This window comes from Lederbergia panacisoli (assembly GCF_024626525.1).
In the GTDB taxonomy this organism is placed as follows: Bacteria; Bacillota; Bacilli; order Bacillales; family Bacillaceae_C; genus Lederbergia; species Lederbergia panacisoli.
Map to the genome: position 1 here is coordinate 49,756 of NZ_JANJGU010000016.1, position 26,840 is coordinate 76,595.

Sequence of the window (26,840 nt, forward strand, 5' to 3'; positions counted from 1 at the left end):
TAAAGTCACGATCACCTGTGTTCATAAAAGGTTAAATATTGGGGGGAAAGTAATGGCTGTAGAATTTGGATTGCAATTGTTTTCTGTTAGAGATGAAATAAATAAAGATTTCATTGGAACATTAGAAAAAATAGCTTCGATCGGGTATAAAAATCTTGAAATATTCTTTCATGGAGATGATCTTTCCTCGACGATTGGAGATTTGACACCTGAAGAGTTAAAAAGTGAATTAGATCGACTTGCATTAAAGGCTGTTTCTTCTCATATAGCAGAGGAGCATTTGGAAGCTGGAAAAATAGACGAGGTAATGAAATATGCTAAAGTGATTGGAATTCAATCACTCGTTGTTGCGATTGCCTATTTTAAGAATAAAGAAGAGGTAGTAGCTTTTTCGAAAAAATTAAATGAAGCTGGAGCTTTACTTGCGAAAAATGGGTTGCAGCTATATTATCATAATCATTATCATGAATTTCAAACTTTCGATGGTGAATATGTATTAGACATTATGCTAGAAAATACGGATAAAGAATTAGTGAAAATAGAGTTTGATACTTATTGGGCTCTTAGAGGTGGGATAAACCCAGTGACCTATCTAGAAAAAATAGGCGAAAGATGTGATCTTATCCACCAAAAAGATTTATCGGCGAATGTCGATGTGATTAACGTATTCAAGAAGTTAGAAAAGGATACCGTTCTAAACAGAGATTCGATGATGAAAATACGTAATATTGACGACTTTACGGAAGCTGGGCAAGGGATCATGGATATTCCCGCGATTGTAGAAACATTTAAAAACAATTCCAATTCAAAATATCTTTTTATAGAACAGGATTGGACGAAGAAAAATCAATTGGAAAGTATCGAAATTAGCTATGAGTATATTTCCAAGTTATTTCATGATCAAATAAAATAGGCTTTAGGTGACAAATGGTGTAAGGGATTATTGATACTGTAATCCTTTACACCATTTTTATTTGGAGATAGAAATTAGAATTTCCTTTTGCTTCACAAATCCCTGATATTCTTTTGAAATTTTACTAGAACCTAACATTATCTTTAGATGTCATGACTTTATCAAATATCTACCTAGGTGCCCACAAAGTATCGAAACCATTTTCGATGGAATAATCATAAAGTAAAATAACTTTCTTATCCTTGTAGTTTTCCATAAGTACGGTTGATTCAGTTGGCATATGATAAAGTTGCTCATTTCGATCAATGATGATATCTAAAAACGGACGTTGCGGTACCTTATCACTTTTTGATAAATTACAAGTTCGACATGCTAAAACCAAATTCCATATTTGATCGGATTGCACGAAAGACCATGGGATGAAATGATCGACATGAATATTACCCATTCGCTCCGATAACCTCTTTCCACAATAAAAGCATTTATTTTCAAAATGGCTCAATAGTATAGTTTCAAATCGCTTTAGTGATCCCCTTTTCGCTATACTCTCCACCTTATTCAGCAAAAAGTTAATATTCATATTTTCATTCAATTCTTCAATCATCACGGCCATATGATAGTTTACGAGATTAACTAGCAATCGTTGATACCTTAACATAAATTGATGAACAACAGGATGTAGTCTAAAAACTTCCAATTTGTGATCAAATGCGTAAAACTGGCCTCTAGTATCTCCATAAAGGGCGCCAAAAACATTCTCCTTCATGACACTTTTCATGAAGGAAACCAATTTCAATTGTAAGGTTTCTTGAATCTTGTCAAAGCTAAACTCACTTGGAATAGCATGTTTCTGTTGAAATTCCTGAATAACAGTGACAGCTCTGGCATTTTTCGGCCCTCTATTTTGCTTCACTAAATTGTGATGAACTACTAAATTCCAATATATTTTTGCAAAAGAGTAGGCAAGCTGATTATAGGTTAACTCATACTGATCATTGATCTGATATAAGTTTTCAATGATCGATTTCATTAAAACATACTTATAAGTGGAAGATTTTACAGATTTGCTGGACAATACTACTGTGAAAACTCTCCATATCTCTTCATCTGTCATGTATTGTTCTTTAAGTTCTCCAACTTTTAGCTTATGACTCATGTTGCACCTCAATCAAGATCTTCAACTTCTATTAAAAACACCCTATCCTCAAAAGCTCCAAGGTCTTCAGCTTTTCTTTTGCGAATCGCTTCAACCTCTTCCATAGAGCTGCTATGTAATTTAACTAAACCATTCATAATTTCAAGTAAATCAGCTAACTCTTCCAAAGCTGCTTCATTTGTTTCAGCATTAAGGTATTCATCCAATTCTTCTTTTGCCTTTTTTCTTAATTCATCGAAGTAACTTTTTTCTGTCAATATGGAAACCTTTGCTCGTTTACCCTTCTCCTTAATAATATAAGGGATCCTATCACGAACAAGTTTGTTGTATATTGGCATAAGTTTTTTTCACCTCGCACTTTTATTATTAGAATAGCTTTGATAAATACAAAGTTGCCTTATAACGAGTTCAACAAATCTTTATGTATCTCTCTTAACTAGAGCTATGGGATCTACAATCCAAATGTACCTTTTCATCCAAACTCACTTTCCCAAATAAATCCAAAATGCTTATTACTGCCTTTTAAACCCTTTTTTAAAAATTTTTTGCGGTTGATTCATTGCTTTCACCTAACTCAAGAGTTTGACTTACCACCCCTTTTTCGGCTCAAATATCTTCATTTAATGAAACTTCTAGATCTATATAATGACTTCAGTGTAATGCTTAATGATAGTATTGAATTTATTGGAATTGTATGTATTATCAATAAAAAAATAAAAAGTCCTCTGATTATGTTAATATATCTTACATTAATCATTAAACTTTTTATCTACCAATTATATTGTTAAGCCTTAGTATCTAGCTCTACCTTATTTACGGGTGTTTCCCCGAGCAACTCAGCTAGTTTTTGGGCAATGGCCCTTGCCATCGTTGGTGGAACAGCATTTCCTATTTGCTGATACTGAGAATCTTTAGTACCTAAAAATCTAATATTATCAGGAAATGTCTGTAGTCTTGCTGCTTCCCGGATACTTATTGCTCGATCAATAACGGGATGGATCCACATTGATTTACGCACATTTGTAACAGTTCCCGAAGGTTTATTATATCGAAGTCTTAAATAAATTGAATTTTGCGTCCGCTCCGGTTTGGTATAAGTATTATTAATTAGGGATTTCTCCAAGTCGTGGAAATTTTCCCCTGGTTTTAATGCAGCAAAACGTTTCAATGCTGTTTCTCTCGTTTTAGTGGTTATATGGTTGTACAATAAATTGGTGTTTCTCAACTCTTCTTTCAACGCGGTTTGTACAAGAGTATCAGAAAGTTGAACAGGCTGCTCGTCAATTGTATAACCAGGTTCAACTTCTTCCAGATCTCCAATTGCATCCCATACAGTTCTATAATTCTCTAATGTAAATGCTACTTCAGGTAATAAAGGCTTAATATTCTTTTCTACTGCAAAATCTTTTCTTATTCCGAGAGCAATATAACGTTCTCTTAGTTGAGGTGCTCCATACCAAGCAGCATTTAAAATGCCGTCATCAATTAAGTATATTTTCTCTAGTTTCTTAGTTATATATTCAATAACGGTAATAGATTGTACTTCAATAAATATTCCTTGGTCACTGATATCTAAATCTTTTATAATGATTTCATTATCAATGAGCTCTTTTACATTAGATAAAAACATCTGGATATTAATAAAGGTATCCATATATGGTTCTGCCTCTGAAAATGTCAAACTCCCATCTACATAACCCGAAAAATAAGATAGCAATTCTTTTTCTAAGTCCATATAAGCTGGTGGAACGTTAGAGCTCCTATCAGGAATTGAATTAATTATATTATAAGCCTTTTTCCCACTCTTTTTAAGAACAGTTCCTCTTGTCTTTTGATTTAGTGATTTTTTTAGGATTGTCCGGAGAACGATAAGGGACTTCTCAGGTAATAGTAATTCTTCAATGCGCTCTGGTATAAATAAATCCTTTATTGAATCCTTAACAGGAAAAAGTCCATCATATAGGCAAATTTTTTCCACTTTTAAGCTTACTTCCAAATTATTAAAATTATCATTTTGAGATAAGTAGAATCGGTGTGTCTCAGACTTTAACATACGAACGTTTTCCATAACAAATGCTAATGGCTTGAGATTTTCTATAACTTCTACATACTTTTTTATAAGACTATTATTATGACTTATTATATGGTTTTTTTGTCTGTTTGCGTTTGAAAACCCTTGACAAGGAGGTCCGCCCACAACAATATCAAAGTCTCCATATGTCCTTTGAAATTCCTCATAATCATTAATATCCAGAATGTCCTCAAGTAATATAGTATTCTTATGAAATTCTCTATATGTTGCCCGTGCATGCAGATCTTTTTCAACAGCAACAGGTATTTTGTATTTTCCTGTTTGTAAAAATCCGAGACTCATTCCCCCTGCTCCTGAAAACAAATCTAACACTTTAAACAACTTTTTTCACCCTTTCATATTTCTTTCCAGCCTTCTAATTTTGCCTTCTCTACTAAAGAAAGTAATAACTGGCTCTGTATTGAGTTTGGCAGCTTTAACGGCAATTTGCAAGCAATTTTTAAAGACTGCATTTCCTGTAAGGTTGCAACTCTTTTGTTAATAATAAAGTCATATAAATTACTCCAATATTCTGCTCCCTTATTAACAACCTCAGTTTGAGCTTCTATGCCTGTAATAACTTTTTGATCTCTTGCCGCTTGTCTAATTTCAGATTTAAATTCCTTTTTATCTAATAAAACTGATTTTATTTCTTTATCAAGCAGAATATCTAATTCAGCAATACCTTTCCAACATGCTTCTTGTTTACACCATTGTGTCACGTTTGCATTCCCTCGATTTGGATCCGTTATTGATTCATATACCCGCTTGGTAATTCTCACCATCTGATTAGAAATAACATCTGAAACTGCTTGTTTGTTCCATATTATTTGTAAATCTAAAGTGTAATTATTGTACTGCTTCTTTAGTAAATGCGCAAATAACGCTATTGAATACGTTACAATATTCGCTCTATAACCTTTCTCATACCAAGGCTGATTTGGAACCAACTTTTCAACATGTTTAAATAAAATGTATAAGGCGATGGATTCCTGGAAATATCTTTCATTAAAATTCTCTGAAGATGTAGACCATTCTTTGTCTATCCATTCTGCATACTCGGTAAAATTTCTCTGAGCCCCTTTACTAACTATGTGAGGCAAACAACGCCATGAGTTTCGAGCTTTAGCTAAGTCCGTTTTAGATACTAATTGGCTTTTGGGATTTTGTAATAAAAACCGATCCTTCTCACTTTTTTTCATACGCATTTGCGCTTGAAGATACTGTCCTCTAGCTCTCTCATAAAACCAATGAGTATCGTGTTGCGCACCACCAATTGCTGGAGCATACACCCTTCGTGATATTTGTTCCATTCGAATATGAAAAGGGTGTGTAGAAAAAAAGTCGGCATCACTTACTTTATTTTGGCTATTTGACGAACGTGAAATTTTTTGAAGAAGTCCCTGCGTTTCATCAATATCCTCGTTAACTTCTGTCAATTTCATTTGTAAAGTAATCTTGCTTAAATCTGCCTTATCACGAAATCTCGCATTAGACAGGGATGCAGTAGTCTGTCCTCCGTTAATAATTTGAAAATCTCTAACGTAGGTAATAAATTTCCCTTCGGGTTTGTTTTCAACTGTAACAGAGGTTGCCGTTGCAGAAACACCATTATTGAATGCAAAAAACATTTTTGGCTCAGTTAATATTGTTTGCCTAATTTTTTTATTGACTGCTACTTTGGTACTTAAAAACGATCTTACATTCCCTTCTAATAATTGTGCTCCATAATAGTCGTAAATATCAGCTAAAAGCTCCCCGGGAATCACACATAAAAAACAACGATAATCTTCAATTCCTTCATTGCTAGCTTCCAAACATGGAATGCCTTTAGGTACAAAACTTGTGAAATTTATTTCGATACTTTCTCTTCCAGATTCAGCTTGAAATATTTTAAACACACGTTCTATATCCCAAATTTGATATTCGACAGGAATGCCATCATATTCACCAAATTCAAAGCTTTCTATCCGACCGCTCATATATCGATCGGTAAATAATAAAATTCGATATTTACTAATTTTCCCTTTATTCCTAACAACCAAATCTATTAAGTCAGCAGCAGAAGTACTAATTTCAACTCTCTGACTTAAATTATTCTTATAAATTTCATCAATAAAGCGGAGTGGCCATAGAAAAATCTGTTCGGCTTCTTTACGCGTTAAAATGGTACCCTCTTCGTTTGCGCTATAATCTGAAACTATTAAATTTAAAGTATTATCAAATTCATCTAAGGCATAGCCATCAATTCTTATCTTTCTATTCCTAATTCCATGCCCCATATAGAATGCACTTATAAAATCAGAAATTACTTCAGAGTTAACTAGGTTATCTGCCATAATATTTACAAAAGCTGTACTTGTTCCTTCTCCATAAGCAGCTGCTGTAGAACGCACATCTTCTAGTAATTCTTTTCTAAATTCCTTAATATCCATAGTATTTTCTCCTCCAGCTAAACTACTTTCCAAGGTTCTATTGCCTGGATACTTAGCTGGTAACCTGCACTAACAATTTGATTAGGCACATTTCCTTTAACAAGTTTCGGAAACTTGTCATCTACCTCATACTTGCAGACTTTTCCTAATCTATAAAATTGTTTTTGATATTCAGGTAAATCAATATATCCAATCTGTAAAAGTTTTTCATTAAAATTATTAAATGCTTCTCTATGACTGCTTAAGCACTCCCAAATTTCACTTATTAAGCTATGAAGGGTAAATCCATTTATATCGTAGTGTGCAGTCTTATCTAAAAAATATATAATTAATTCACCAGGTAGTGTAGAGTCAAATTGTTCAAGAGATGAAATAGTTACCACATTTGAACTTAGACCAACAACCTTAATCTCATGCCATCCATCGGAAAATATAAAGTCCTGGTCCGCCTTTTCAGGACCTAACCAGCCATTCACCGCAACACCTAAAGACATTCCACCTTCTATCACTTCTTTTAAATAATAGAGTTCTCCTATCAATCCTTTTTGTATTGACTCACTAAGTACACCCGTCTTATATATTTCCATTAATTTTGCCCACTGATTATACCTGCTTATAACAAACTCTAACCCTGATAGGTTATTTTGCTGATTACGCGAGGACTCTATTAGATCGGAACATAGTCGAATAAAAACATCTTCTTGTTCAGCGCGAATTAATTTAAAAGACAACACCCAATTACCATCAACACGTTTCCCAGAAGATACTTGGATAGATTTAGAAGAAGGGAGAGTATCAGACTCATATTCAGCAACTAATAATAATACTTTCTGATTAATATTTTCGTATCCTATATACCACTCTAATGAATGGCTGGCATCTATCCTGACAAAGGCATTAGCATTATAGGTTAAAGCATTCCACTTTTGAAGTAAAGTTTCATTAGTTATCGTCATCTTCATCCTCTTCATCATCTACATCCATCCAATCTCTTAATTCGACAAGGTTCACTACATAATTTGCTGTCTGCACCTCTCCATCGCCTGGAATTCCAATTGCAAGTGCAAAAAGTGTATCTGGAATTTTCGGGTTTGGTTCATCTTTATTCTCAAGTACGTGTAATATCAACAAAGGATTTCTTTCCGCGATTAAATAGGCACTATCGGGAATACTTCTTTTCCCAGGGTTAGCTTTTAAAAACGCTTCCTTTACTAGGTTCACTTGTTTTTCAGATAGGCCTGCGCGGGTTGCCCCACCTGATCCAACCCTTACCTTAGTGCCTGATACTTTAATCATTCCATCTTTTTCTTTTAAGATACGTTGTTGCTTGTTAACAGTAATTACTCCTTTTGCTCCTTCCAGATGATATTTCTTTCCTAATCCATTAGGGAGAAATACATCCCATTCATTTAGCTCACTATTACCTTCAATAAATTCTGCCAATGCTCTACTTTGAAATGCTAAGTGCCAAGGATGAGTATCAAAACTTCTTAATAAATCAACTACAGAATCTTTATTTATACCCGACCACATTTGCCCGTTTTCCCTAATTTCAACTTTAAATCCCTCAGTATCCAATTTTGAAACAAATCTTTTAAATGCTCTTTCATTTTCTCTTAATACGTCAGGTTTAGATTTTAAACGCGGTGTTTCTAGTAGCTTCCCTGTAACTCTAATCGGCCTGCTAACCTGGGTTCCAGATCTCATTTTATTTCGTGCTGTCACAATAAGAGAATTAGGGTCTTGTCTTACTTTAAGCCCAAAGTCTCTTGGTGTTAAATTCAATTTATTCATACGAGCAATCTCATTCTTCAATTCGTTAGCAGCAGACGTTATAAATCCATACCAATCAATAGCGTCCTTAGACATCCAGATTTTAAAAATATCCTCGTAGTTTGGCCTGTATCCAAACCATCTTCCCATTTGAAGTAGAGTGTCGTACATTTGTGAATTTCGATAAAAATAACTAACCATTAATCCCTCTAAAGTCAATCCCCTTGAAAGACTAATACCTCCAACGGCAATTACTCTAAATCCCTTTTCTTTGTGTACGTAATAGTCAAGGCTATTTGCTCCTGTTTTTTGGTTGACAGCTCGAGCTTCCACAGGTGCAATAGCTTTAAACAAGTATATTTGCTGCATTTCTACCCAAGTAATGCCTGCTTTACTCTCTAATTCAAATTTATCCCAGATTCCTTTTAAAAACTTAAGAGACTCTATTTTCATAGCTTGTTTTTCACCCAACGCTGCATAATTTCTTGCATCCGAACGTACTTGTTCAAGCCATACTATGATTTGATCTTTTATTTCAACTTGAACATCAGTAAAACGGCTTACGTTAACTAGCATGGAGCGATGTTCAGTATTATCTCCTCTGATATCTCTAATGGCATTTGCTAATAAAAAATAACCCAGAGCCTCAAATAAACTTCCTGGCAATTCATCTACTACAAGGTCTTTTTTATGCTTAAACGGAAAAAAAAGTTCTATTACATCAGTATCTATTTCAACTAAACTTTCCTTAAATGTTGGCGTATCGCCAAAAAGCGCATCAGCACCAATATAGTGGTTAGGAGGAGAGAGAACGTAAATAAAGTTACGAGGGAATAAGTCATCACCTATCATTTCATCCTCAGAATCAGGATTAATAAAAATATTTGCGAATGGCGTTGCTGTAATCCCTACATATGAGGCTTGATAAAATTTATCAAGAATTGTTCTTATCGCTAAGTTAATTGCAGTAGGATCTTGATCCTCTTTCTTGGTATTGACAGAAGCATTGTCCGCCTCATCATCGATTAATAAAAGAGGTAAATCAATCTTTCCACTTGAATTTGCATTGTTAGAAACCAACCAATTTTCCAAGTTTTTAAGTATTGATTTATTTTTCTTAACAACAAATAGAGCTGGTTCATTATTATTTCGAAGAGTTAAATCATTACTTCTTGGAATACTTGAATTAAAATCAGAAAGTACACTTGTAAAAGCTGAAATACGTTTAGCTGAGTCTATTTTTCCTACTCCATCAAATACATTTCGAACTTCCTTGTTGCCTTTTAGCTTCAATAAATTCTTGCTCAATCTACCTGCAAATTCTTTGTCAAGACGTTCTTGGGTTTGAACACGCAAATTCTCCTGCATCCCCGCTAAAACGATTATTACTTTATATCCTGCATCAGCTGCCTTGTTGCAAATCGAAGTATAGTTGACTGTTTTTCCTGACTGCACATCACCTAAGACTAACCCCCTTCTTTGCCAAGGTTTTGAACTTTGCGGATCCCCCAATAAATCAACAATATCGGTAGATACAGTATCTAAACTTGCTGTAACTCGGCTATTCCAGCCTTTTATTTCTTCTAAATATCTTTTGTACCGATTCCAATAAAAGAAATCTATTTCTGCACGCCTGCTTAGTAACCAAGATTGATGGTCACTACTTTGATCGGAAATAAAAACACCGGTATCCATACTAATTTGCATAGAAGCCTTAAGATTCTTTACTATTTGTTCAAATTCTCGATCTGAGACCGGAACAGTCTGTCGTAGGGATTTTGCCTCATTTAAAAAAGCTTCTTCATCTGGTGGAGTAGATGGATATTTAGTGTTTATTGCTATTGAAATAAATCGTTCAAGCATTTGAGCATTTTGACTTAACATTTATTTTACCTCCTGAAGCATTTTTTCCAACAAATCTGGATGTTGATTGAAAGGTTCTGTGATAGATAACCTATAAATCATTTCTTGCCTTTCATTTGCATTATTACATCCTGAAAGCAATCCCTTGAGCATATTTAACAAATCCATTTCGGATACTTCGCTATCATTTACAATCTTTTGATCACTTGTTAAATCAACATATAACTGATTTAAAGGTAATCCGCTTTCAATATTTTTAAGCAAATGTTCAATTCTTCTTAGATAATTACTATCTATTTCTTCAATTATTGGATGATCTCTGTTTATCACATAAGCAATTCCTCCTTCCCTTGTTTTAAGGCGGTTCCAAATGTGGATAATATTATCATCAATTTCTTTTCTTCCCCGATAGGTCCATGTGCGTTTACTTACATCCCCAAGTTTCTTTATAATTCCAGAAACGTTCTTTTGGACAATTTGTGGTGGAATGGCCATTGACTTCTTTATATCTAATGTCCAAAGAGAATCCAAAGAGTTAGGAATATCAATACGTACTCTAGCCAACTTTGACAAATCACCCTTACGCATCATTCTAAACCAAGTTCCCCATATTAAAAGACGTTTATTACGATACACATAAAAGCCCTGCTGTTTACGAATTCCATCTTCTCCCCCTAATATCCTAATTTCCGATTCATCCAACTGTGATATATGCGGAAGAAGGTAGGGACGTACAATTACCCTTTGTCCATCGATATTAATAATTTCATCGTCCATGATCTGGGTACTTTTTTCAGCTAGAAACGGATCTATAGCTTCTACTTGCAATTTATTAATTTCAATTTCCACTTTTTGAATACCGGATTCTCCTTTAATATACCGATGAAAGACTAAAGATAAGTGTCTTCTGACTGCGTCCATATACCTGCCCATAATCGCAGCAAAATTGGTATTACCCTCTTTTAATTTATCAAGTTCCTGCCAAATAACTATGGTACCTGATTCAAGTTCCTTAAGTTGTTCAACATGAGGAAAAGCTTTAAAATCCTCTTCTGCCAATAATAAAAGTGACCACTTGTTAGTACTGGCTATATAATCTAAATCCCACTGTGCTCCAGATACCACATTCCCTTTCTTACTAATAACTGTTAGCTTTCTGCACTGTGACATTGAAGCAGTTTTTAAACCCAGCCCAAATCTACCTAAATCATTCTCTCCTCTTGCATCTAATGGGTTTCTACTTCCGTAACGCATCGCCTCAATTAACTCAGAATCTGTCATTCCTATCCCATTATCCAAAATTGAGATATATGGGCAATCAACTGGAAAAAAATTGATTTCTATTCTATTAGCCATAGCTGTTACGCTATTATCGATAATATCTGCAATTGCGGTCTCAATCGAATATCCTATTGCCCTTGTTGATTCCATAAGAGCAGGTGCATAGGGAGGTAATTCAAGATCTCTCAATTCCAAATCTCCTTTCAGGTAAAAAGTTATATTTTATAGACTAAATTATTCCGTTAGATATATCCCCTTTTATTGTATATTAATATTGTAAAATTTTGTATGGCATTTACAGAGTTTAATAGGTAACTTCCATTAACACCGAAAAAGCTATAGATTCATTATCAAGAAACAACAATATTATTCTTAAATATCCCCTTCCTAAAAGAAGGGGGTGTCTAACTAAAAAAAACCACAGTTGCTTGGGATACTGCTCTCTCAGAATCTCCCATTTCATTACATTACAACCCTATGTAACGTACTTTAACAAAAACTAATTCCTGTTATGATTTCTTAGGCGCTAAAAGGGATATTATATAAAAAATAGGAGGATGAATATGGCCGATAATATGTCTAAACTTGACAGAACTAAAACCATGAAAGCTATTCGTTCACAATCCAGGCTTGAAAACCTCCTGACAAAAAGACTTTGGCATCGGGGCTATAGATTTAGAAAAAATGCTAACTCATTATTTGGCAAACCCGATATATCAATAAGGAAGTATAAAATAGTTATTTTTATTGATTCATGTTTTTGGCATGTATGCCCAATTCATAGTACTTGGCCTAAGAGTAATCGGGAATATTGGGAAAATAAACTATTACGGAATCAGCAACGAGATAATGAAGTAAATGAACACTATATAAAAAATGGCTGGCATATAAAAAGGATTTGGGAACATGAAATTAAGAAGGATTTAATTGGGGTAGTCGAAGATGTATCTAGTTTTATTGACAATGTAAAAAAAAATAAACCTTAACAATAAAATATTATATCTATGCACTGAATATATGTAAAAAGTTACAAAGTTGTTATGCGTTTCTTCAGAATCATTTACTTTGTTGTCGTGAGGTAAAATAGCCTTTTTAGTCATTACCTTATACCCTAATTACTTACAGGTATTTCTTCTGTTGCTTCAGCGGCGGAAAAGGGGTCGGGACTGTCATCTTGAAGATTGGGTTCAGTACATTTGCCAGAATTATAACCTTCAGATAATTTATTTGCTAGAAATGAACAGAAGGAAAAGGGCTAGTTCCACGCTACGTTAAGTACCGGGGGACTAGTCCTCGTATCTCGTATTCATTAATAATTAGATCTATTACTCAAGACAAATCCCCATTCCGATAATTTGGAATAGGGATTAAGAAACTAACTAATAAGTTTTTTAGCATACTTCACTAAAATTGTTGCTCTTTCATTTTTAAAGTCATCGTAGGGCAAGTCGAATGTGTTATTGGGACATAATGCTGAAAGTAATATCCCATTTAAACTCTCCTGATTAATTAAACTTTTATATACCTTAGGATCCTTATCTTTAATTATCTGGTTATCAGCATTATTTAGGAAACAAAAATTAACCAAGGGGTAAATTTCCTTCTTTATCTTACCTAATCTTTGCAAATGTTTATCGGGGAAAATATGGTGAAACTCTTTTCCGCTTGCTTTTTTAAGTACATCTCCCAGATTAACATTCGCGCCAGAAATAAATGATTTAGGATTGTTTGATGCCAACATAGTAATAAATGTTTTAGTATTAACAGAGTTAATTGAAAACTGATTTTGTAAAAAAAAACCAACCTCAACATCACACTTAAAATTACTTATAGAATGGTTTTCATCTTTCTGTAATTTTTCCATACCTGCTAAATCTTCTTCATGTGCGCTATTTACACCGCTGGAATATCTTCTTGAAAAACAATTCCTCCAAAACCATCTAATTAGTTCTTTTCGTTGTTTATCAGTATAAAGCCTTCCGTTTTTCTTATCTGTTCCAAAAAACTTTGTTAATGAAACAATCATTGATGGATATGGAACTAGTTTAAGTGAAAATAAATTTAACTCTTTTTGCAAGAAATCTATACTGGACATTATGCCATTTTTAATAACTTCAAAGTTTTCCCTGACCTTTTGTCCGTCCAAACTTACAATTGATTTTGGCGTAGTTTCCCCAACTATAAAACCGGTAAAACTTTTTAATAAGAGATCTTGTTCCGACGCTAAATCACCAAATCCAAATCCTGAAAGCTCATCTGACAGCTGAGATAATTCTTCTTGTAGATCAAAATCAGTACTCCAACTCCATGCTGATAATAACTGAAATGAGTCTAAAGGAATACCGGCTCGGTTTATCCTCTCGAATACGATGGCTACATGTTCCTTACTATCTGTCTCCATAAGTTCAATAGGTACATCAACCTCTTTAAATTTTTCCTGTAATTTATCTATTTCTTTAATTGTATCTAGTTCTAATTCTTCGGTAGCTTGTCTATATCTGACTGAATCAAAAAGAACATTTAAGGGAAAATGTTTGGTAGGATCAAAATCCTTTTTCTTTAGAGCTATAAAACGACTATCTTGTATTGATCCCTTATTATCCAAAATATAGTAGATATCCATCCAACTCTCATTTTCCTCTGCTTCCAAGTCAGTTTGAAAAACTGTGAAAATGGATGTTAATCTCTGTTGACCATCAAGAACATAATCGATCGGATAATCTTTCTGAGGTATTGGTAATTTAAAACCCCCTAGCTGACGCTCTGTCTTTAGTTGTTCACGAGTTCTCCACAATAATATTGTGCCAATAGGGAAATCCTTGTATAAACTATCCATTAAAAAAGCTACATTCTCTGGTTCCCACACATATCCCCTTTGAAAAGCCGGAATTCTTATTTCTCCGGAACTTATTTTTTCGATAATTTTCCTTATACTGTATCCCAACATAATTCCTCCTTCTGTCATTTCCTTACCGGATTATATGATTTCAAGATAACAAGTACATTTATCAATGTGAATTAATGGAAATGCACATTGACCTATTAAGCCAAAAATCCTTTTTTACTATCTCAAATATACGTTCTCACATTCCAGGGGAGCCGACTGGGTGGAACCATGAACACAAGTTTAAAATGACATCCGCCATTGTTTTTTTTTCGCAATTCCTGCTATAAGAATCAATCAATAGCTCAAAGTCCTTGCGTTAGCAAAAAATTATGTATCCAGGTAAAACTCATCCGTGTAATTTCCTTATACTAAAGACGAGTCGATTACTTAAGTTCGTTACTTTGAGTTTCTTCAAAGCACTTTTTTAATCACTTTTCAAAGAAGATTAGCAGCTTCCCTTAGTCTAACCTCAATTATATCAAAGATTGCTTGTTATATATGCAAAATAAATATAGTCCAATAGTTTCCACTCTTCACCTCTTGATATCAAGGCCAACGTTTTTAAAGTATTTGGCTAAAATTCTCCATATACAACTATTAGCAAGATATACCCAAAAAAATGCATAATGCCTCTCCCTTCATCTCCACTACAATCATATCAGGGACCTCTTTAGGAAGTTTATCAAAAAATAGCACTGCATATTTATAATCCATTTGGGAAAATCTTTCATGTTTAATAATGAATTATTTCTACTATATTATAACTAAATGGCGCAAGATACCTCAGTACCTTGCTTTCCATAATAATGCCTTGAAATAACAAATTTGTTGTTAAGGTTTATTTAATTTTTTTGGGGGCAGTGGGTCAGTCACCGATTCTTTAGCGTAGTGAGGAACTGCTCCTTTTTCACCCCTATTTATAAAAATAGAAAATGTGATAGCAAACTTATTTTAAAATAAAAAAATGCTCCCTAAGGGAAAACAAGTTTTTAACATTTAACCTGTTTACTTAAAAAGGAGCATATCACAATGGGTTCATTTTTTTGCTTAGAATTATTTAAGAATTGTATTTTAAAGTGTGATTAGTTTTTACATCCATTTTTATCACAAGTAATTTTAGAATTCGTGTTTACCCAATGGCTTGCTTTATCTTTGGTATTAAATCCACAACCAGTTGTTCCACCTTTGATTCCACTATGTACAATTCCAGTTGGTACGTGTTTAACCGCCATTACTTTCCACCTCCTAGAGGGTTACCCCTTAGTTCTTAATAATCTATACTCCTATTCTAGCAAAAAACGGCTATGGAAACAAGCGTTCCCATTCAGTTAATTTATTAGAGAAATGGATAGACCACTACTTTTAAATATCAGAGGAATCCTGACTTTCTGTCTTTTTCCTCCGACAAACACGACAAGTTATTAATAAGCTGGCATAGGATACAAAGCATACTCCCACTGATTGGTACACTCCTCCAACATATAATATCCCTGTTTTTCATTCGCAACGACACGGGAGCACTGCTGTATTGGTATTGCAGCCTCGTCATTAACGTCGATTACTTCAATCCAACTTTGATCGGATTCTTTGTCATAGCGTATTTCTAAACGGTTACCATTTATTATAATAGTTTCACCGTCCATTTTATTGTTAGCCCTTTCAATAAAAGCTTCGATATCTGCAGCATCTACTGATGATTGAGGCATGTTCAATTTCCCCCGTCCCTCTGTCCCATCTTGGATATCTTCCGAACTTATGGATTGAGAGGGATTTAAGTGTACGTCTTTCATCCCTTGCCATGTAGAGAAACGAATAGTATCTTTAGTAATCCATTTTTCATTTCCCAAACCTAAAGCACCTTCAGTATCGGCACCGGATGAGTGATCGCTGTAGGGAACCATCATCTCAATCGATTGGTCACGAAGGGATTTGCCAACAAGACCGAACTTGGTCTTGTAAAAATTATAAAAATAGGTTGTTTCACCCAATGTGGCGTGCCTATATTCGATGACTACTGATTGCCATCCATAGGGGGAATCAATTTTGGTATAACTATTGTCAAAAGTCAAAATGATAAAACCATAGATAAATATAATAGGTAAACTAACGATAGGGACAATAACCATCCCAATTTTAGGGGAAATTGAACGGAAACCAATGACGGATAAAACAATCAGATTCACCACGAAAGGAATCAGATAGCCGGTTGGTTTCAAAAAAAGAATAAAGTAGTCCGTAAGATGCATGATGATAAGCATCAAGTCCATAACACCTAATAGAATTAGTGCATATTTCGTTTTCGTCATCACTGATTCCCCATTTTTGTTACTTTCCTTATTTAAATATATTTTACAGTTAATACAGTCTTTCTTCTACAACTTGGTAGATATAAGAGAAACTTAATTCCGGGGCCTTTTCGACCAGCAAAAGGGCAACGTGGAATTTGCTCCATCTTCCTATACTGACCGCTTAATGGCGAAACTTTCATTCAAATAAAACGTCTATTATTGAAATAGGAGGGGTCGTTTGAACAAGTTGGCATTTATTCCAATACTGCTACTAGTAACACTTACCTTAACTGGTTGTTATTTATTTGATTCAAAAAAAAAATTACCGATTGAGATGGCAGCATTCAATAGCCTTTCAGATGAAGAACAAGAATTAATACCAGTAAGTCCAAAAGATTCAATCGTAGAGAAAATAACTGTTAATGATGAGATCAAACCTTTTATTGATAAAGACTATGAGAAAGATCAGGTTTATTCTGTTACATTTAATAATACCGAGACTGATTCTTCGGAAAAGCTTACAGTTTTTGTTGATTTAGATAAGAAAAAAGTTGTTGGAAAAGGATTTACCATTAAATAAAGTATATCTCCACTCTCAGCCATTAAAAACACGGTATCAGCGCGACTGGGGGGCAGGTCCCGGATCTTAAAAACCTCTCCATTCACGAAAGGCTCTTGAAAATTCCGCTAATCTGTTTCTTAATGCATGAATACCGTATAATGGACGAAAGAAATGAATCATTGGAGGTAAGCCGATGAGAAAATTAAATGGATATGCCGCAGAAGTTATTAAAGATATCATCCGTGAAGGTGAATCGATATTTGAAATTGATGGAAAGAGATACTTTTATCTTTGATTGATGAATCTAAGACCACAGTAAAAGAGGACGTTGAGCAAGACGCTGAGTTAAAACAAAAGTTATTACAAGCAAAAAAGGACATTCTTGAAGGAAGGATTCATTCAACTGAAGATGTTTTGGAAATGATTCAACAAGGTGAGTAAGCTAGCAAAGATATACCTAAACATGATATATCTTTGCTAGCTTATTTTTTTAACAACCTCTGTATCCAAAAGCACTTTACTCCTAGACTTCTGTCAAATTAATGGACAAACTTGCCTGGTTTTGACGTACCTTTTTTACTTTCTCATACCGTTTCAATTCGATTGGAATCCCTATGCATAAAAGACTGGTCCAAAAAGTGTCCCTTTCATTCCGCATCGAATTTTTTCATGTGCTTTACCCTCCATATCAATATCCCTTTACCAAATTCACCTTATTTTCCAATTCAACATTTGCTTCAATATTATTCATCGTTTCCAAAAAGCAGGTTACAGCCTCCAACGGTGATGTAATGGCTGATATATGCGGAGTGATGGTTATGTCTTTTCTGCTCCAAAGAATATTTTTTTCGCTAAGTGGTTCTTCGGAAAACACGTCTAGTATTGCCTTCCTAATATGCCCGGAATCGAGTGCCTTGATGATTGCTTCTTCTTCAACAGATGCCCCGCGCCCACAGTTAATAAAGAGGATACGATTAAACCTATTAAACATAGCATTATCAAATAATTTATAAGTCTTATCGGTTAAAGGCAGCGTGTTAATGACAATATCAATATCAGATGAAATGGAGTCAATTTCACTTGTTACGAACATTTTCTTAAATGGTTCTTTTGGGGCACCCGATAATGAGACGCCAAAAACGTTTGCTCCAAAATAATTGAAGGTCCTTGCTACTTCTGAACCAATTTTACCAGTGCCAAATACGAGTACGTTTTTTTCCCATAACAGTTCGGGAGTGTTTTGGGACCACTGTTTGTTGCGTTGCCCTCTATGAAAATCATCATGAAGCTGCAGATCACTTAATACATAACTAAGGCAATATTGACTAATTCTTTCACCAAATGAGCAGGTAGTACGTGTGATCAAGGTGTTATCACTCCAAACTCTATCAAACAAAAAGCTATCTACACCTGCACCAAGTGAATGAATCCATTTTATATTCTTATAGTCCAGGCCAGGAACTGGTTTAAAAGCAATATAGGCATCCGCCCAGTCAATATCTCCCTGGCTAACACTCTCTTCAGGAAGAAACCTAAACACTTTATCCGTTTCAAGGCCGTCGATGATTTCTTGAATATCTTTATACATTCTTCCAGTAACTAAGATATTACTAATTTCCAATACCGCAACCTCCACTTATATAGACTGAATAGCACCTATGCATAATAAAATTCAGTACCTGAATCTTCATCTAACTACAAATATGTTCTGTATTACAAACACTAGTTGAAAAAAAGGGGTCAGTCCTTAGTCACCATTCCATTTATCCCTTTTCTCACTTCGTTAACAACAATCTCGCCAACTTCCGATCTTCCTTATCTTTCGTCGTAGTTGCTATTGTTTTAATGGCTGCCTGTATAGTAGGTTGTTGCCAAATCGAAGGGTTCCACTCTTCCAGCACGCTAAGTGCATGGTATTGTAAACCCCCATCATTAGATTTAAGAGCTGCTTGAACTAGTGGCAGACCCACTCCTTCATGCTGATGTAAATCTTGAACAATACAATGCAGACAATCTTGCTCATCATTTGATAGGTTTGATAACGAAAGTTTTGTTTCCGCAAATGTGCAGAGATCTGCGATATATGTACGATTATTTGATCCCATAATCGCTAAATATAGTTCACTGTTTGTTGGATCTTTTTCTAGTTGCCCAAATAAAGTTGGAGTCACATCTACTTGATAAAAGCGGGCGATTTCAAGCACTTTATAGTCATATTTTTGTTGTAGTGAATCCATGGCAAGCTGCGACCATTTAGGGTCATCTATTAATGGTTGAATGGCTTCCTGAATGGAAGTGCGCTCATGTCGTTTCCATTGCTCACTAAAACGTTCTTCCCAAACATCCTCATCCACATTTATGTATTCACTTATTTTCATTAATGGATAAAAATCTTCAAGTGTTTGACAGTGTGTACGAGCATGGTGAACGAAGCGAGACAGAGCCGCGCTTGCGTACGGATAATCTTCTATGCCCTGAGTAGCACTTTCACTAAGCAGCGCCTGGATGATGAGACCCGCTCCATCATATAGCTCTTTTGAAACTGATTCTTCATATAAAGCTTCCTCAAGATCTCCATTCACGGCACATGTATAGGCTAAATATTCATTCATAATGACATTTTCACAGCCCTTTGTCAGTAGCCACTGTTTTATTTCTGGTGTTGCCGCATCGAGCTGTTCAACTGCCGTTATTTTTCCCCAACCATGAACGGACTGAGCAAGCTGCCAAATTTGGTTGTTTGCTTGCGATGTTCCATTTTTCAAGGCAAATATGACATATGGTGTAAATTCTTCATGCATCCCTAATGTAAATAAAAGCTCTTTATAATTTTCACAATCAGTACAACCGAGTACGGTGATGGCAAACTTTACAACCTCTCTATGTGCTGCATGTTCAAGAAGCCATAATGCCTCTTGCTGTACAAGGGTTTCGTCCCATTGTTCTTGTTGGAATCTCTCAATGAATTCATCATTATAGCTCGCAATATTGTCATAGATGATTTTTTCATATGTCGCCCTACGTGTTTTGGTAGTGGGATGTTGTAATTGTTCCTTAAATAACTTTAGTAGTTTTTTCACAAAAAAAGGAGTAGGCATGTCATCTACTAATTGATCGGATAAGCCCTTAGCTAATTGCGGCTCATTTTCATCGTACAAGTATTGATCATCTGGTAAAGAATCATCTACTATTTTGTTATGTATTTGAACTTGCTGTTCTATAAAGGGAACAATTTTATCCTTATGATCCCACGGAAGAAATTCGAGCTTTGTGGAATTATCCAAAACCGTTTCATTGTCGACTTTGACAATACAATCAAGGGTAATATAGCCACCAAGCTTTACAGAAACAGTATGCTTTGTGCCGTCTTCCAGCTCAAGTGTCCCGGATAACTTTGAATAAGGAATGATATGTGAAAGCCAAGATTTTCGCTTTTTCGTATCAACCGTCACACCATCAATAATAAGAAGCTCTTCTTTTACCTGGTTGATAATTTCAATACGATGTCCTTTATAATCAATCGTCCACGTTTTATTTACTTCGTTTTTTATATCTTTCTTTAAGTTTCGCATTTCCCGTTTTATTTCATCTTTAAGACCCATGCAGACCCTGCCTCCATAGTTGATTTTTTCTAATAGTTTGTTTGATCACTAGATTGTATTATACCAAGATTAGAAAGAAAAAAGGACATCATAAAAAACTCATTAATGGCCCCCCGGCATCTATTTTTCAGGTAGTTTCTTTACAAAACCTGGAATATAATTGGATAAGGAGCCTAATTTTCGCTTAATACACAAAACATATCAAGAGACGAGTTTTAATCCTACTGCAGCACCTAATACCATCCCTATAAAAACCAGCCTCCTCCAGTCTTTTGATTCGCCATATAAAACCATTCCTAAAATGGCCCCGCCAGACGCCCCAATTCCTGTCCAAATGGCATAAGCTGTACCCATAGGGAGTGTTTTCATTGCATAGGAAAGACATATAAAACTTGCTCCAAATGCTAGAATTAATAGAAGTACTGATTGCCTATTTCGGTCTTTATGCAATTTATTAATCATCGCAACGCCGAACATTTCACATAATCCTGCTAAGATTAAAGAAATCCATGCCATTAATTTTCATCCCCTTCCCGAACCAAATCTTTTGTAACTAATTTCAAGCCAATGACTCCCGCTAATAACAATAGAATTAAAAGTATTTTTTCCACTTTTACAGGTTCATCAAAGAATAGAATCTCGGAAAAGACCGTTCCTGCTGTACCTAACCCAACAAAAACTGCATATACCGTGCCAATAGGAAGTTTTCTTCCCGCCATTATCATTAAATAAAAGCTGATGATGATCGCAATCAAAGTTCCAGTCCAAGCCCAAAATTCATTAGCATGTTTCAATCCAATCACCCATATAACTTCAAAAAAAGCTGCAACAAATACTTTAATCCAGTCTTTATTCATTTAAACAACACCTCCAATTTATTCCGGCCAAAAAAACAAAAAAGCCCTGGAAGAAAACTGTTCATACAGTTTCTCCCGGGCTTTTATCCCTCCGTGGCACGTCTAGCGTGAGTTTTCTCTCGGACCAGGCCAATAATATGATTGCGGAACCCTAGAAAACATTTTAGGTATACAATTACCTATGATTATACACATATTCAAGTCCTATTCAATTAAATAATTACTGGAATGTAAAAGTGAAAATAGAACCTCCGTCATCCTTCATTAACTGAACATAAGTGTTTACGAGTACTTCCTATAAAGAAGATTATAATCGAAATCATAATCATTATTCCATATGCCAGCATATCCCAAGCATCAAAATGGGCTGATTAATAAATTTTACTCGAGTCCAACCATAGGCAGGCTCCATTTTTCATTATTTCAACCGCATCATCATGGCTCTCTTTAAAATACCTATTAACATCTTCTACTACATGTGTGTAAGTATTAGATGCTTTTGTTTCTGTGTCCCTTCTATATCAAACTATTTAATTCCTCATCCGAATAATTCCCTTGTATGCCAGGTTTATTTATTAAGTAAGCATATATCTCCGCATTTGAATAATCCGCTTTTAGTCCTTCAATAATCGTCTTTAAATACTGGTGAGAAGGCTTCACTTTTTCCACATCATTTATATCCCAAGGTGCGGTAAATGTAAAAGTCGGGTAACCATCGTCTTCTCCAAGATAAAGAATATTACCGTACCAAGAATTGTTGCGGAATATTTTGCTACCTGCTTCCTTAACCTCATTTAAATCGATATCTATGACAATTCCATTGTTTTCTTGCTTTAAAACATCTAGAAACTGCTCTTCGGTAATTAAGAACTTCCTGCTCAAAGTACTAGTTTCACTAGTCTCCGTTAAACCAATAAATGCAACTCCTTGGTGGTTCCATCTTGCTGACTCTTTTGCAAAATATATCGGATAATTTATTTTAAAATTCGCATCGTCAATAGGTAGAGATGGATCATCACACCCTGTTTCTACTTTTGTTGACCCCTCTGGTTTTCCACCTTTTATATAGCATAAAAACCGTTCAATATTAATATTTGATCCGTAGCTTGCATACCAAATATATTGTTTACTTTCACCCATTTTAATCAACCGCCTTCCGAATAAAACCAAGCTTATCATCTACAATAGGTATCCCCTGGACCTTCAAATGTATTTTCCCCCCACCCAAACCGTCTTAATTACATTACTTTTGCAAATATATAACTATATTATACTTTTTAATTCTACTAATACGTCCTACCCATCCTTCGCCAGCTTGTCATCTATTTAGCGGGGCGTCCACATGAATGAGTCAAAAGTTTCCCTTAGATTCCCTTATGCTAAGTCGGCAACCAAGGTTCACGCGAGGGAGAGGCTTTTGGATTTTGGGACATCCCGCATGGTGCCGTTTTGTTCTAAGATTTGTTTGCGAAATTAAACTTCTACCCACCCATAAACATTTACCTAGCATACACTATACAAATCCCAGCGATAAATGGGAAATTGTAGAGGAGTTGTAGTTTTATAATGAGTAAAGGCTGGAAGCATGGAGGAAGTCATGGCGGACACCACGGTGGGGGACATGGCGGCAATCACGGCGGATACCACGGTGGGGGTCATGGTGGCCATGGCGGCAATCACGGTGGACACCACGGAGGCGGTCATGGTGGCCATGGCGGCAATCACGGTGGACATCATGGAGGCTACCATGGGGGCGGTCACGGCAATACCGGTGGAAATTTCCCAATAAATACTGGCTTTGGTAACTTTGCCGCACCATTTATTGGAGGAATGTTAGGAGGTCTTACTGCAGGTGCCTTAACGCCTAACTATCCTTATTATTCACCTTATCCTTACCCCTACCCATATCCATACCAAGCACCATATCCTGGGACCTACCCAACGCCCTATCCCGCACCCACCCCATACCCGTATGGAGGCAATCCTTATTAAGGACAGTGCCTGGCACATCCTAAGGTATTTCGATGAATTCGAAAAACTCAGGTGGTGGCAGGCCTTTTTTTTCTCCCTATATCCCGCCTAGTACAGAATTACTTCGCATCTGAGCGGATAATTAAATAATTTCCACTTGTTTTTAAGCATAGTTTTCACTGTTATGAAACTCATCCTGAAACAAGCCTAAAAAACTCACCCGATAATTTTGTTGACTTTATTAGATTAAATTATATAATAATTATTATTAATCTGACTATACCACTATGAATTATAAGAAAGGTGGGTGATGGAATGTTTCTGCAAATAAATAACTTACACAAACAATTTAATAATCAAAAAGTTACAAGTGATGTCCTCACTAATATAAATCTTGATATTAAAGAAGGTGAGTTTGTCTCGATTCTTGGACCTTCGGGTTGTGGGAAATCGACCTTGTTATCGATTGTCGCCGGCTTAACAAAGCCAACGAGCGGTGAAATCTTGCTCGGTGGGAATAAAATCCAAAAGCCTGGGAAGGACCGGGGGATGGTTTTTCAAGAAGCTGCCTTATTTCCTTGGATGACAGTCGAGGAAAATGTGATCTTCCCGCTCCGCAAGGAAATGAAGAAAAAGGAAGCAAGGGAAGTTGCCCATAAGTTTTTACAAATGGTCCAGCTAGGCAACTATACTAATCATTCACCACACGAGCTTTCAGGGGGAATGCAGCAACGGGTTTCCATTGCTAGGGCACTCTCAATGAATCCGAAAGTATTGTTAATGGATGAACCGTTTGGTGCTCTTGATGAACAGACACGGGCCCGGCTTCATCATGAATTAGAGAAAATCTGGTTAAAAACCAAAAAGACGATTCTTTTTGTCACACATAGCATCAGTGAATCTATTAAACTATCTGACAGAATCATCGTCATGGGAACAAGGCCGGGTGTTGTTCTTGAAGATATCCATGTGGAGATTCCAAGACCTCGAGGTGATTATCCCGAAGCAACGGCTAAATTGGAAGCGAAAATTAGTGGTTTACTAAAAACTGAGATTGATAAAGTCGTAAAAGAGGAACTGGCATATGCAGCAAACCATTAAACGAATTATTTTCTTTGCACTTTTACTCATTATCTGGCAGGGAGCTGTGAAACTATTCAATGTTTCTCCAGCACTTATGCCCGCACCAACTGATGTAATTAAAGCACTCAAGCATGGATTTGAAAATAAAACTCTTGTTTACGATATTCTTGCAAGTTTTCGTAGACTAGCCATTGGATTGCTTATTTCCATTGTGATTGGCTTCAGTTTAGGAATTCTGCTCGCAAAAAATAAAACAGCTGATGAAACATTAGGCAGCTTAGTCTTAGCGTTGCAGAGTGTGCCTAGTATTGTCTGGCTGCCCATTGCAATTATGTGGTTTGGCCTCAATGAAAGCTCCGTTATTTTTATCGTCATTCTTGGAGCAACACTTGTGATTACCATCAATATGAGGATCGGAATAAAAAATGTTCCGCCGCTTTATATTAGGGCCGCCCAAACAATGGGATCTGAAGGGTTCGATCTGTTTACAAAGGTTATTCTTCCCGCTTCTATACCTTATGCCGTTACTGGGATTAGGCTCGGTTGGGCATTTGCCTGGCGTGCGCTAATGGCGGGGGAAATTTTAAGTACCGGGCCAGGTTTGGGTTATACGCTTAAATACGCATCAGATTTCGGAAATATGAGTATGGTCATCGGCATTATGATCATTATCGGCGTCATTGGCTCAATTGTAGATCTTACTTTTTTCCAACGAATTGAAAAGAATGTCATTCGCCGCTGGGGATTAGAAACTAGTAAATAGGGGAGGAAATAAGATGAATAAAAAGACGAAAATGATAGGTATGTCCGTTTTACTTAGTATGGGATTATTAGCTGGCTGCAGTTCGTGGGGCGGCAGTTCTGAAAAGATCGTAATTGGATATTTTCCAAATATTGACCATGCACCTGCCATGGTCGCAAAAGAAAAAGGGTATTATGAAAAGGAACTGGGCAACAATGTGAAAGTCGAGTACAAAACTTTTCCCGATGGCGGAGCCTTCATGACAGCATTAAAAACTGGCGATATTGATGCTGGTTTGGTAGGACCTGGACCGGTTATGAATAACTTTACAAACGGTGCAGACGTTAAAATTATTGCAGGAGCATCATCAGGTGGAACAGCAATCGTCGCCAGTAAAAAAAGCGGCATCAACTCGATTGAGGATTTCGATGGAAAAACGTTCGCCACTCCTGGTATCGGTTGTACTCATAATGTGCAAATGGAAACATACTTGCAGGACTACGGTATTTCATCTGCTAGAATTGGGGGCACCATGAAGCATGTAACTGGAAATCCCGCTCAATATGCAGGCATGTTTGAATCTGGCCAAGTTGATTTAGCGGCTGTACCTGAACCGTGGGCAACTCAATTAGTAAAAGAAACCGGCGCGAAAATTATTGTCGACAGCACCCAAATTTCTTACGGAGAAACACTGCCAAATACGATTTTAGTTGCGAGCGGCAAGGAAATTAAAGCCAATAAAGATCTGATAGCCAAAATTGTAAAGGCACAAAAAGAAGCGATTGATTTTATCAATGAAAACCCTGATGAAGCAAAGCAAATTACGGTTGACAGCATAAAAGAAATTACAAAACAAGATGTTGACCCTGATGTCATGAATACCGCTTGGTCCCGCATTCACTTTACCGAAGATGTAAATAAAGACGTAATTCAACAATTTGCCAATTCATCTGTTTACCTAAAATTTTTAACGGAGCTTCCCGAATTTGAATCATTAATTGATACGCAATTTATTAACTAGAAAAGCTCTATTCGTGTAGGTATGAGAATAAATAAGCGGAGATTTTCCGGTTAATGTGTTTAGTGGGAGTTAAGACGCAGAAATAAGCGGAGATTTTCCCGTTAACTGCTCTAAATATAACAAAATCCAAAGATTTTGACCCTATAAACGGAAATTCTCCCCTTATTTTTAAGAAAATATGGGTATTTCCCAAAATAAACGGAATTTCTCCACTAGCATTGCATATGTATCCACAGGCCAAAAAATAAATTTAATTTACCTCCTATTAATTGGAATAATAGGGGGCCATTTTATGGACGAAAGCAAAAAAGTCTCCTAAACTAGAAGTTGAACCC

At 35.8% G+C, this 26,840-nt stretch carries 23 protein-coding genes and 1 riboswitch; of the genes, 8 read left to right on the top strand and 15 right to left on the bottom strand.

What is annotated here, in order from left to right; translation table 11 throughout:
• Window positions 1-52: 52 nt before the first annotated feature.
• Complete coding sequence (locus NQ185_RS16970; RefSeq protein WP_257583207.1) at window positions 53-913, top strand: sugar phosphate isomerase/epimerase family protein; 861 nt, start codon at window positions 53-55, stop codon at window positions 911-913.
• Window positions 914-1,082: 169 nt separating this feature from the next.
• On the opposite strand, the gene NQ185_RS16975 is transcribed toward NQ185_RS16970, so the two are convergent.
• The 7 genes from NQ185_RS16975 to NQ185_RS17005 form a co-directional block, all read right to left on the bottom strand.
• The gene (locus NQ185_RS16975; RefSeq protein ID WP_257583208.1) at window positions 1,083-2,069 is read right to left on the bottom strand and encodes an HNH endonuclease domain-containing protein; all 987 of its coding nucleotides are present in this window, start codon (window positions 2,067-2,069) and stop codon (window positions 1,083-1,085) included.
• Between the two features lie 8 nt (window positions 2,070-2,077).
• A complete protein-coding gene (locus NQ185_RS16980) occupies window positions 2,078-2,407 on the bottom strand; it encodes a nucleoside triphosphate pyrophosphohydrolase (protein WP_257583210.1) in 330 nt (109 codons plus the stop codon).
• A gap of 446 nt (window positions 2,408-2,853) precedes the next feature.
• Complete coding sequence (locus NQ185_RS16985; protein ID WP_257583236.1) at window positions 2,854-4,473, bottom strand: DNA cytosine methyltransferase; 1,620 nt, start codon at window positions 4,471-4,473, stop codon at window positions 2,854-2,856.
• 23 nt (window positions 4,474-4,496) lie between these two features.
• The gene (locus tag NQ185_RS16990) at window positions 4,497-6,575 is read right to left on the bottom strand and encodes an AIPR family protein (protein ID WP_257583212.1); all 2,079 of its coding nucleotides are present in this window, start codon (window positions 6,573-6,575) and stop codon (window positions 4,497-4,499) included.
• Between the two features lie 17 nt (window positions 6,576-6,592).
• Window positions 6,593-7,531 (bottom strand): PD-(D/E)XK motif protein, encoded by a 939-nt coding sequence (locus NQ185_RS16995; RefSeq protein ID WP_257583214.1) that lies wholly within the window; start codon window positions 7,529-7,531, stop codon window positions 6,593-6,595.
• Complete coding sequence (locus NQ185_RS17000; RefSeq protein WP_257583215.1) at window positions 7,518-10,232, bottom strand: Z1 domain-containing protein; 2,715 nt, start codon at window positions 10,230-10,232, stop codon at window positions 7,518-7,520. The genes NQ185_RS16995 and NQ185_RS17000 overlap by 14 nt, the downstream gene beginning before the upstream one ends.
• A complete protein-coding gene (locus NQ185_RS17005; RefSeq protein WP_257583216.1) occupies window positions 10,233-11,681 on the bottom strand; it encodes an ATP-binding protein in 1,449 nt (482 codons plus the stop codon).
• Between the two features lie 374 nt (window positions 11,682-12,055).
• Here NQ185_RS17005 and NQ185_RS17010 point away from each other — a divergent pair, with 374 nt between their 5' ends.
• A complete protein-coding gene (locus tag NQ185_RS17010; RefSeq protein WP_257583217.1) occupies window positions 12,056-12,478 on the top strand; it encodes a very short patch repair endonuclease in 423 nt (140 codons plus the stop codon).
• Window positions 12,479-12,867: 389 nt separating this feature from the next.
• On the opposite strand, the gene NQ185_RS17015 is transcribed toward NQ185_RS17010, so the two are convergent.
• The 3 genes from NQ185_RS17015 to NQ185_RS17025 form a co-directional block, all read right to left on the bottom strand.
• Window positions 12,868-14,436 (bottom strand): GmrSD restriction endonuclease domain-containing protein, encoded by a 1,569-nt coding sequence (locus NQ185_RS17015; RefSeq protein ID WP_257583219.1) that lies wholly within the window; start codon window positions 14,434-14,436, stop codon window positions 12,868-12,870.
• A gap of 1,025 nt (window positions 14,437-15,461) precedes the next feature.
• A complete protein-coding gene (locus NQ185_RS17020) occupies window positions 15,462-15,611 on the bottom strand; it encodes a hypothetical protein (protein WP_257583220.1) in 150 nt (49 codons plus the stop codon).
• A gap of 189 nt (window positions 15,612-15,800) precedes the next feature.
• A complete protein-coding gene (locus tag NQ185_RS17025; protein ID WP_257583221.1) occupies window positions 15,801-16,685 on the bottom strand; it encodes a hypothetical protein in 885 nt (294 codons plus the stop codon).
• A gap of 220 nt (window positions 16,686-16,905) precedes the next feature.
• On the opposite strand from NQ185_RS17025, the gene NQ185_RS17030 reads away from it, so the two are divergent.
• Both NQ185_RS17030 and NQ185_RS17035 read left to right on the top strand, forming a co-directional pair.
• Window positions 16,906-17,247, top strand: coding sequence for a hypothetical protein (locus NQ185_RS17030; RefSeq protein WP_257583222.1), 342 nt, complete (start codon window positions 16,906-16,908; stop codon window positions 17,245-17,247).
• Between the two features lie 273 nt (window positions 17,248-17,520).
• Window positions 17,521-17,670, top strand: a complete 150-nt coding sequence (locus NQ185_RS17035) for a hypothetical protein (RefSeq protein ID WP_257583223.1) — start codon at window positions 17,521-17,523, stop codon at window positions 17,668-17,670.
• 247 nt (window positions 17,671-17,917) lie between these two features.
• Here NQ185_RS17035 and NQ185_RS17040 read toward each other — a convergent pair whose 3' ends face one another.
• The 5 genes from NQ185_RS17040 to NQ185_RS17060 all read right to left on the bottom strand — a co-directional run bounded on the left by NQ185_RS17040 (window position 17,918) and on the right by NQ185_RS17060 (window position 22,828).
• Window positions 17,918-18,850, bottom strand: a complete 933-nt coding sequence (locus tag NQ185_RS17040) for a D-2-hydroxyacid dehydrogenase (RefSeq protein ID WP_257583224.1) — start codon at window positions 18,848-18,850, stop codon at window positions 17,918-17,920.
• A 154-nt stretch (window positions 18,851-19,004) separates the two neighbouring features.
• Window positions 19,005-20,831 carry a hypothetical protein gene (locus tag NQ185_RS17045; protein ID WP_257583226.1) on the bottom strand — a complete coding sequence of 609 codons (1,827 nt, stop codon included), beginning with the start codon at window positions 20,829-20,831 and terminating at the stop codon, window positions 19,005-19,007.
• Window positions 20,832-21,032: 201 nt separating this feature from the next.
• On the bottom strand, window positions 21,033-21,347 hold the full coding sequence (locus NQ185_RS17050; RefSeq protein ID WP_257583228.1) for a DMT family transporter: 315 nt from the start codon (window positions 21,345-21,347) through the stop codon (window positions 21,033-21,035).
• Complete coding sequence (locus NQ185_RS17055) at window positions 21,347-21,688, bottom strand: DMT family transporter (protein WP_257583229.1); 342 nt, start codon at window positions 21,686-21,688, stop codon at window positions 21,347-21,349. The genes NQ185_RS17050 and NQ185_RS17055 overlap by 1 nt, the downstream gene beginning before the upstream one ends.
• Before the next feature lie 70 nt (window positions 21,689-21,758).
• Window positions 21,759-21,854: riboswitch (guanidine-I (ykkC/yxkD leader) on the bottom strand.
• 350 nt (window positions 21,855-22,204) lie between these two features.
• Complete coding sequence (locus tag NQ185_RS17060) at window positions 22,205-22,828, bottom strand: hypothetical protein (protein WP_257583230.1); 624 nt, start codon at window positions 22,826-22,828, stop codon at window positions 22,205-22,207.
• Window positions 22,829-23,254: 426 nt separating this feature from the next.
• Here NQ185_RS17060 and NQ185_RS17065 point away from each other — a divergent pair, with 426 nt between their 5' ends.
• The 4 genes from NQ185_RS17065 to NQ185_RS17080 all read left to right on the top strand — a co-directional run bounded on the left by NQ185_RS17065 (window position 23,255) and on the right by NQ185_RS17080 (window position 26,505).
• Window positions 23,255-23,680 carry a hypothetical protein gene (locus NQ185_RS17065; RefSeq protein WP_257583231.1) on the top strand — a complete coding sequence of 142 codons (426 nt, stop codon included), beginning with the start codon at window positions 23,255-23,257 and terminating at the stop codon, window positions 23,678-23,680.
• A 294-nt stretch (window positions 23,681-23,974) separates the two neighbouring features.
• Window positions 23,975-24,760 carry an ABC transporter ATP-binding protein gene (locus NQ185_RS17070; protein WP_257583232.1) on the top strand — a complete coding sequence of 262 codons (786 nt, stop codon included), beginning with the start codon at window positions 23,975-23,977 and terminating at the stop codon, window positions 24,758-24,760.
• Window positions 24,744-25,505, top strand: coding sequence for an ABC transporter permease (locus tag NQ185_RS17075; protein WP_257583233.1), 762 nt, complete (start codon window positions 24,744-24,746; stop codon window positions 25,503-25,505). Before NQ185_RS17070 ends, NQ185_RS17075 begins: the two co-directional genes overlap by 17 nt.
• 13 nt (window positions 25,506-25,518) lie before the next feature.
• On the top strand, window positions 25,519-26,505 hold the full coding sequence (locus NQ185_RS17080) for an ABC transporter substrate-binding protein (RefSeq protein WP_257583234.1): 987 nt from the start codon (window positions 25,519-25,521) through the stop codon (window positions 26,503-26,505).
• The last annotated feature ends 335 nt before the right edge of the window (window positions 26,506-26,840 follow it).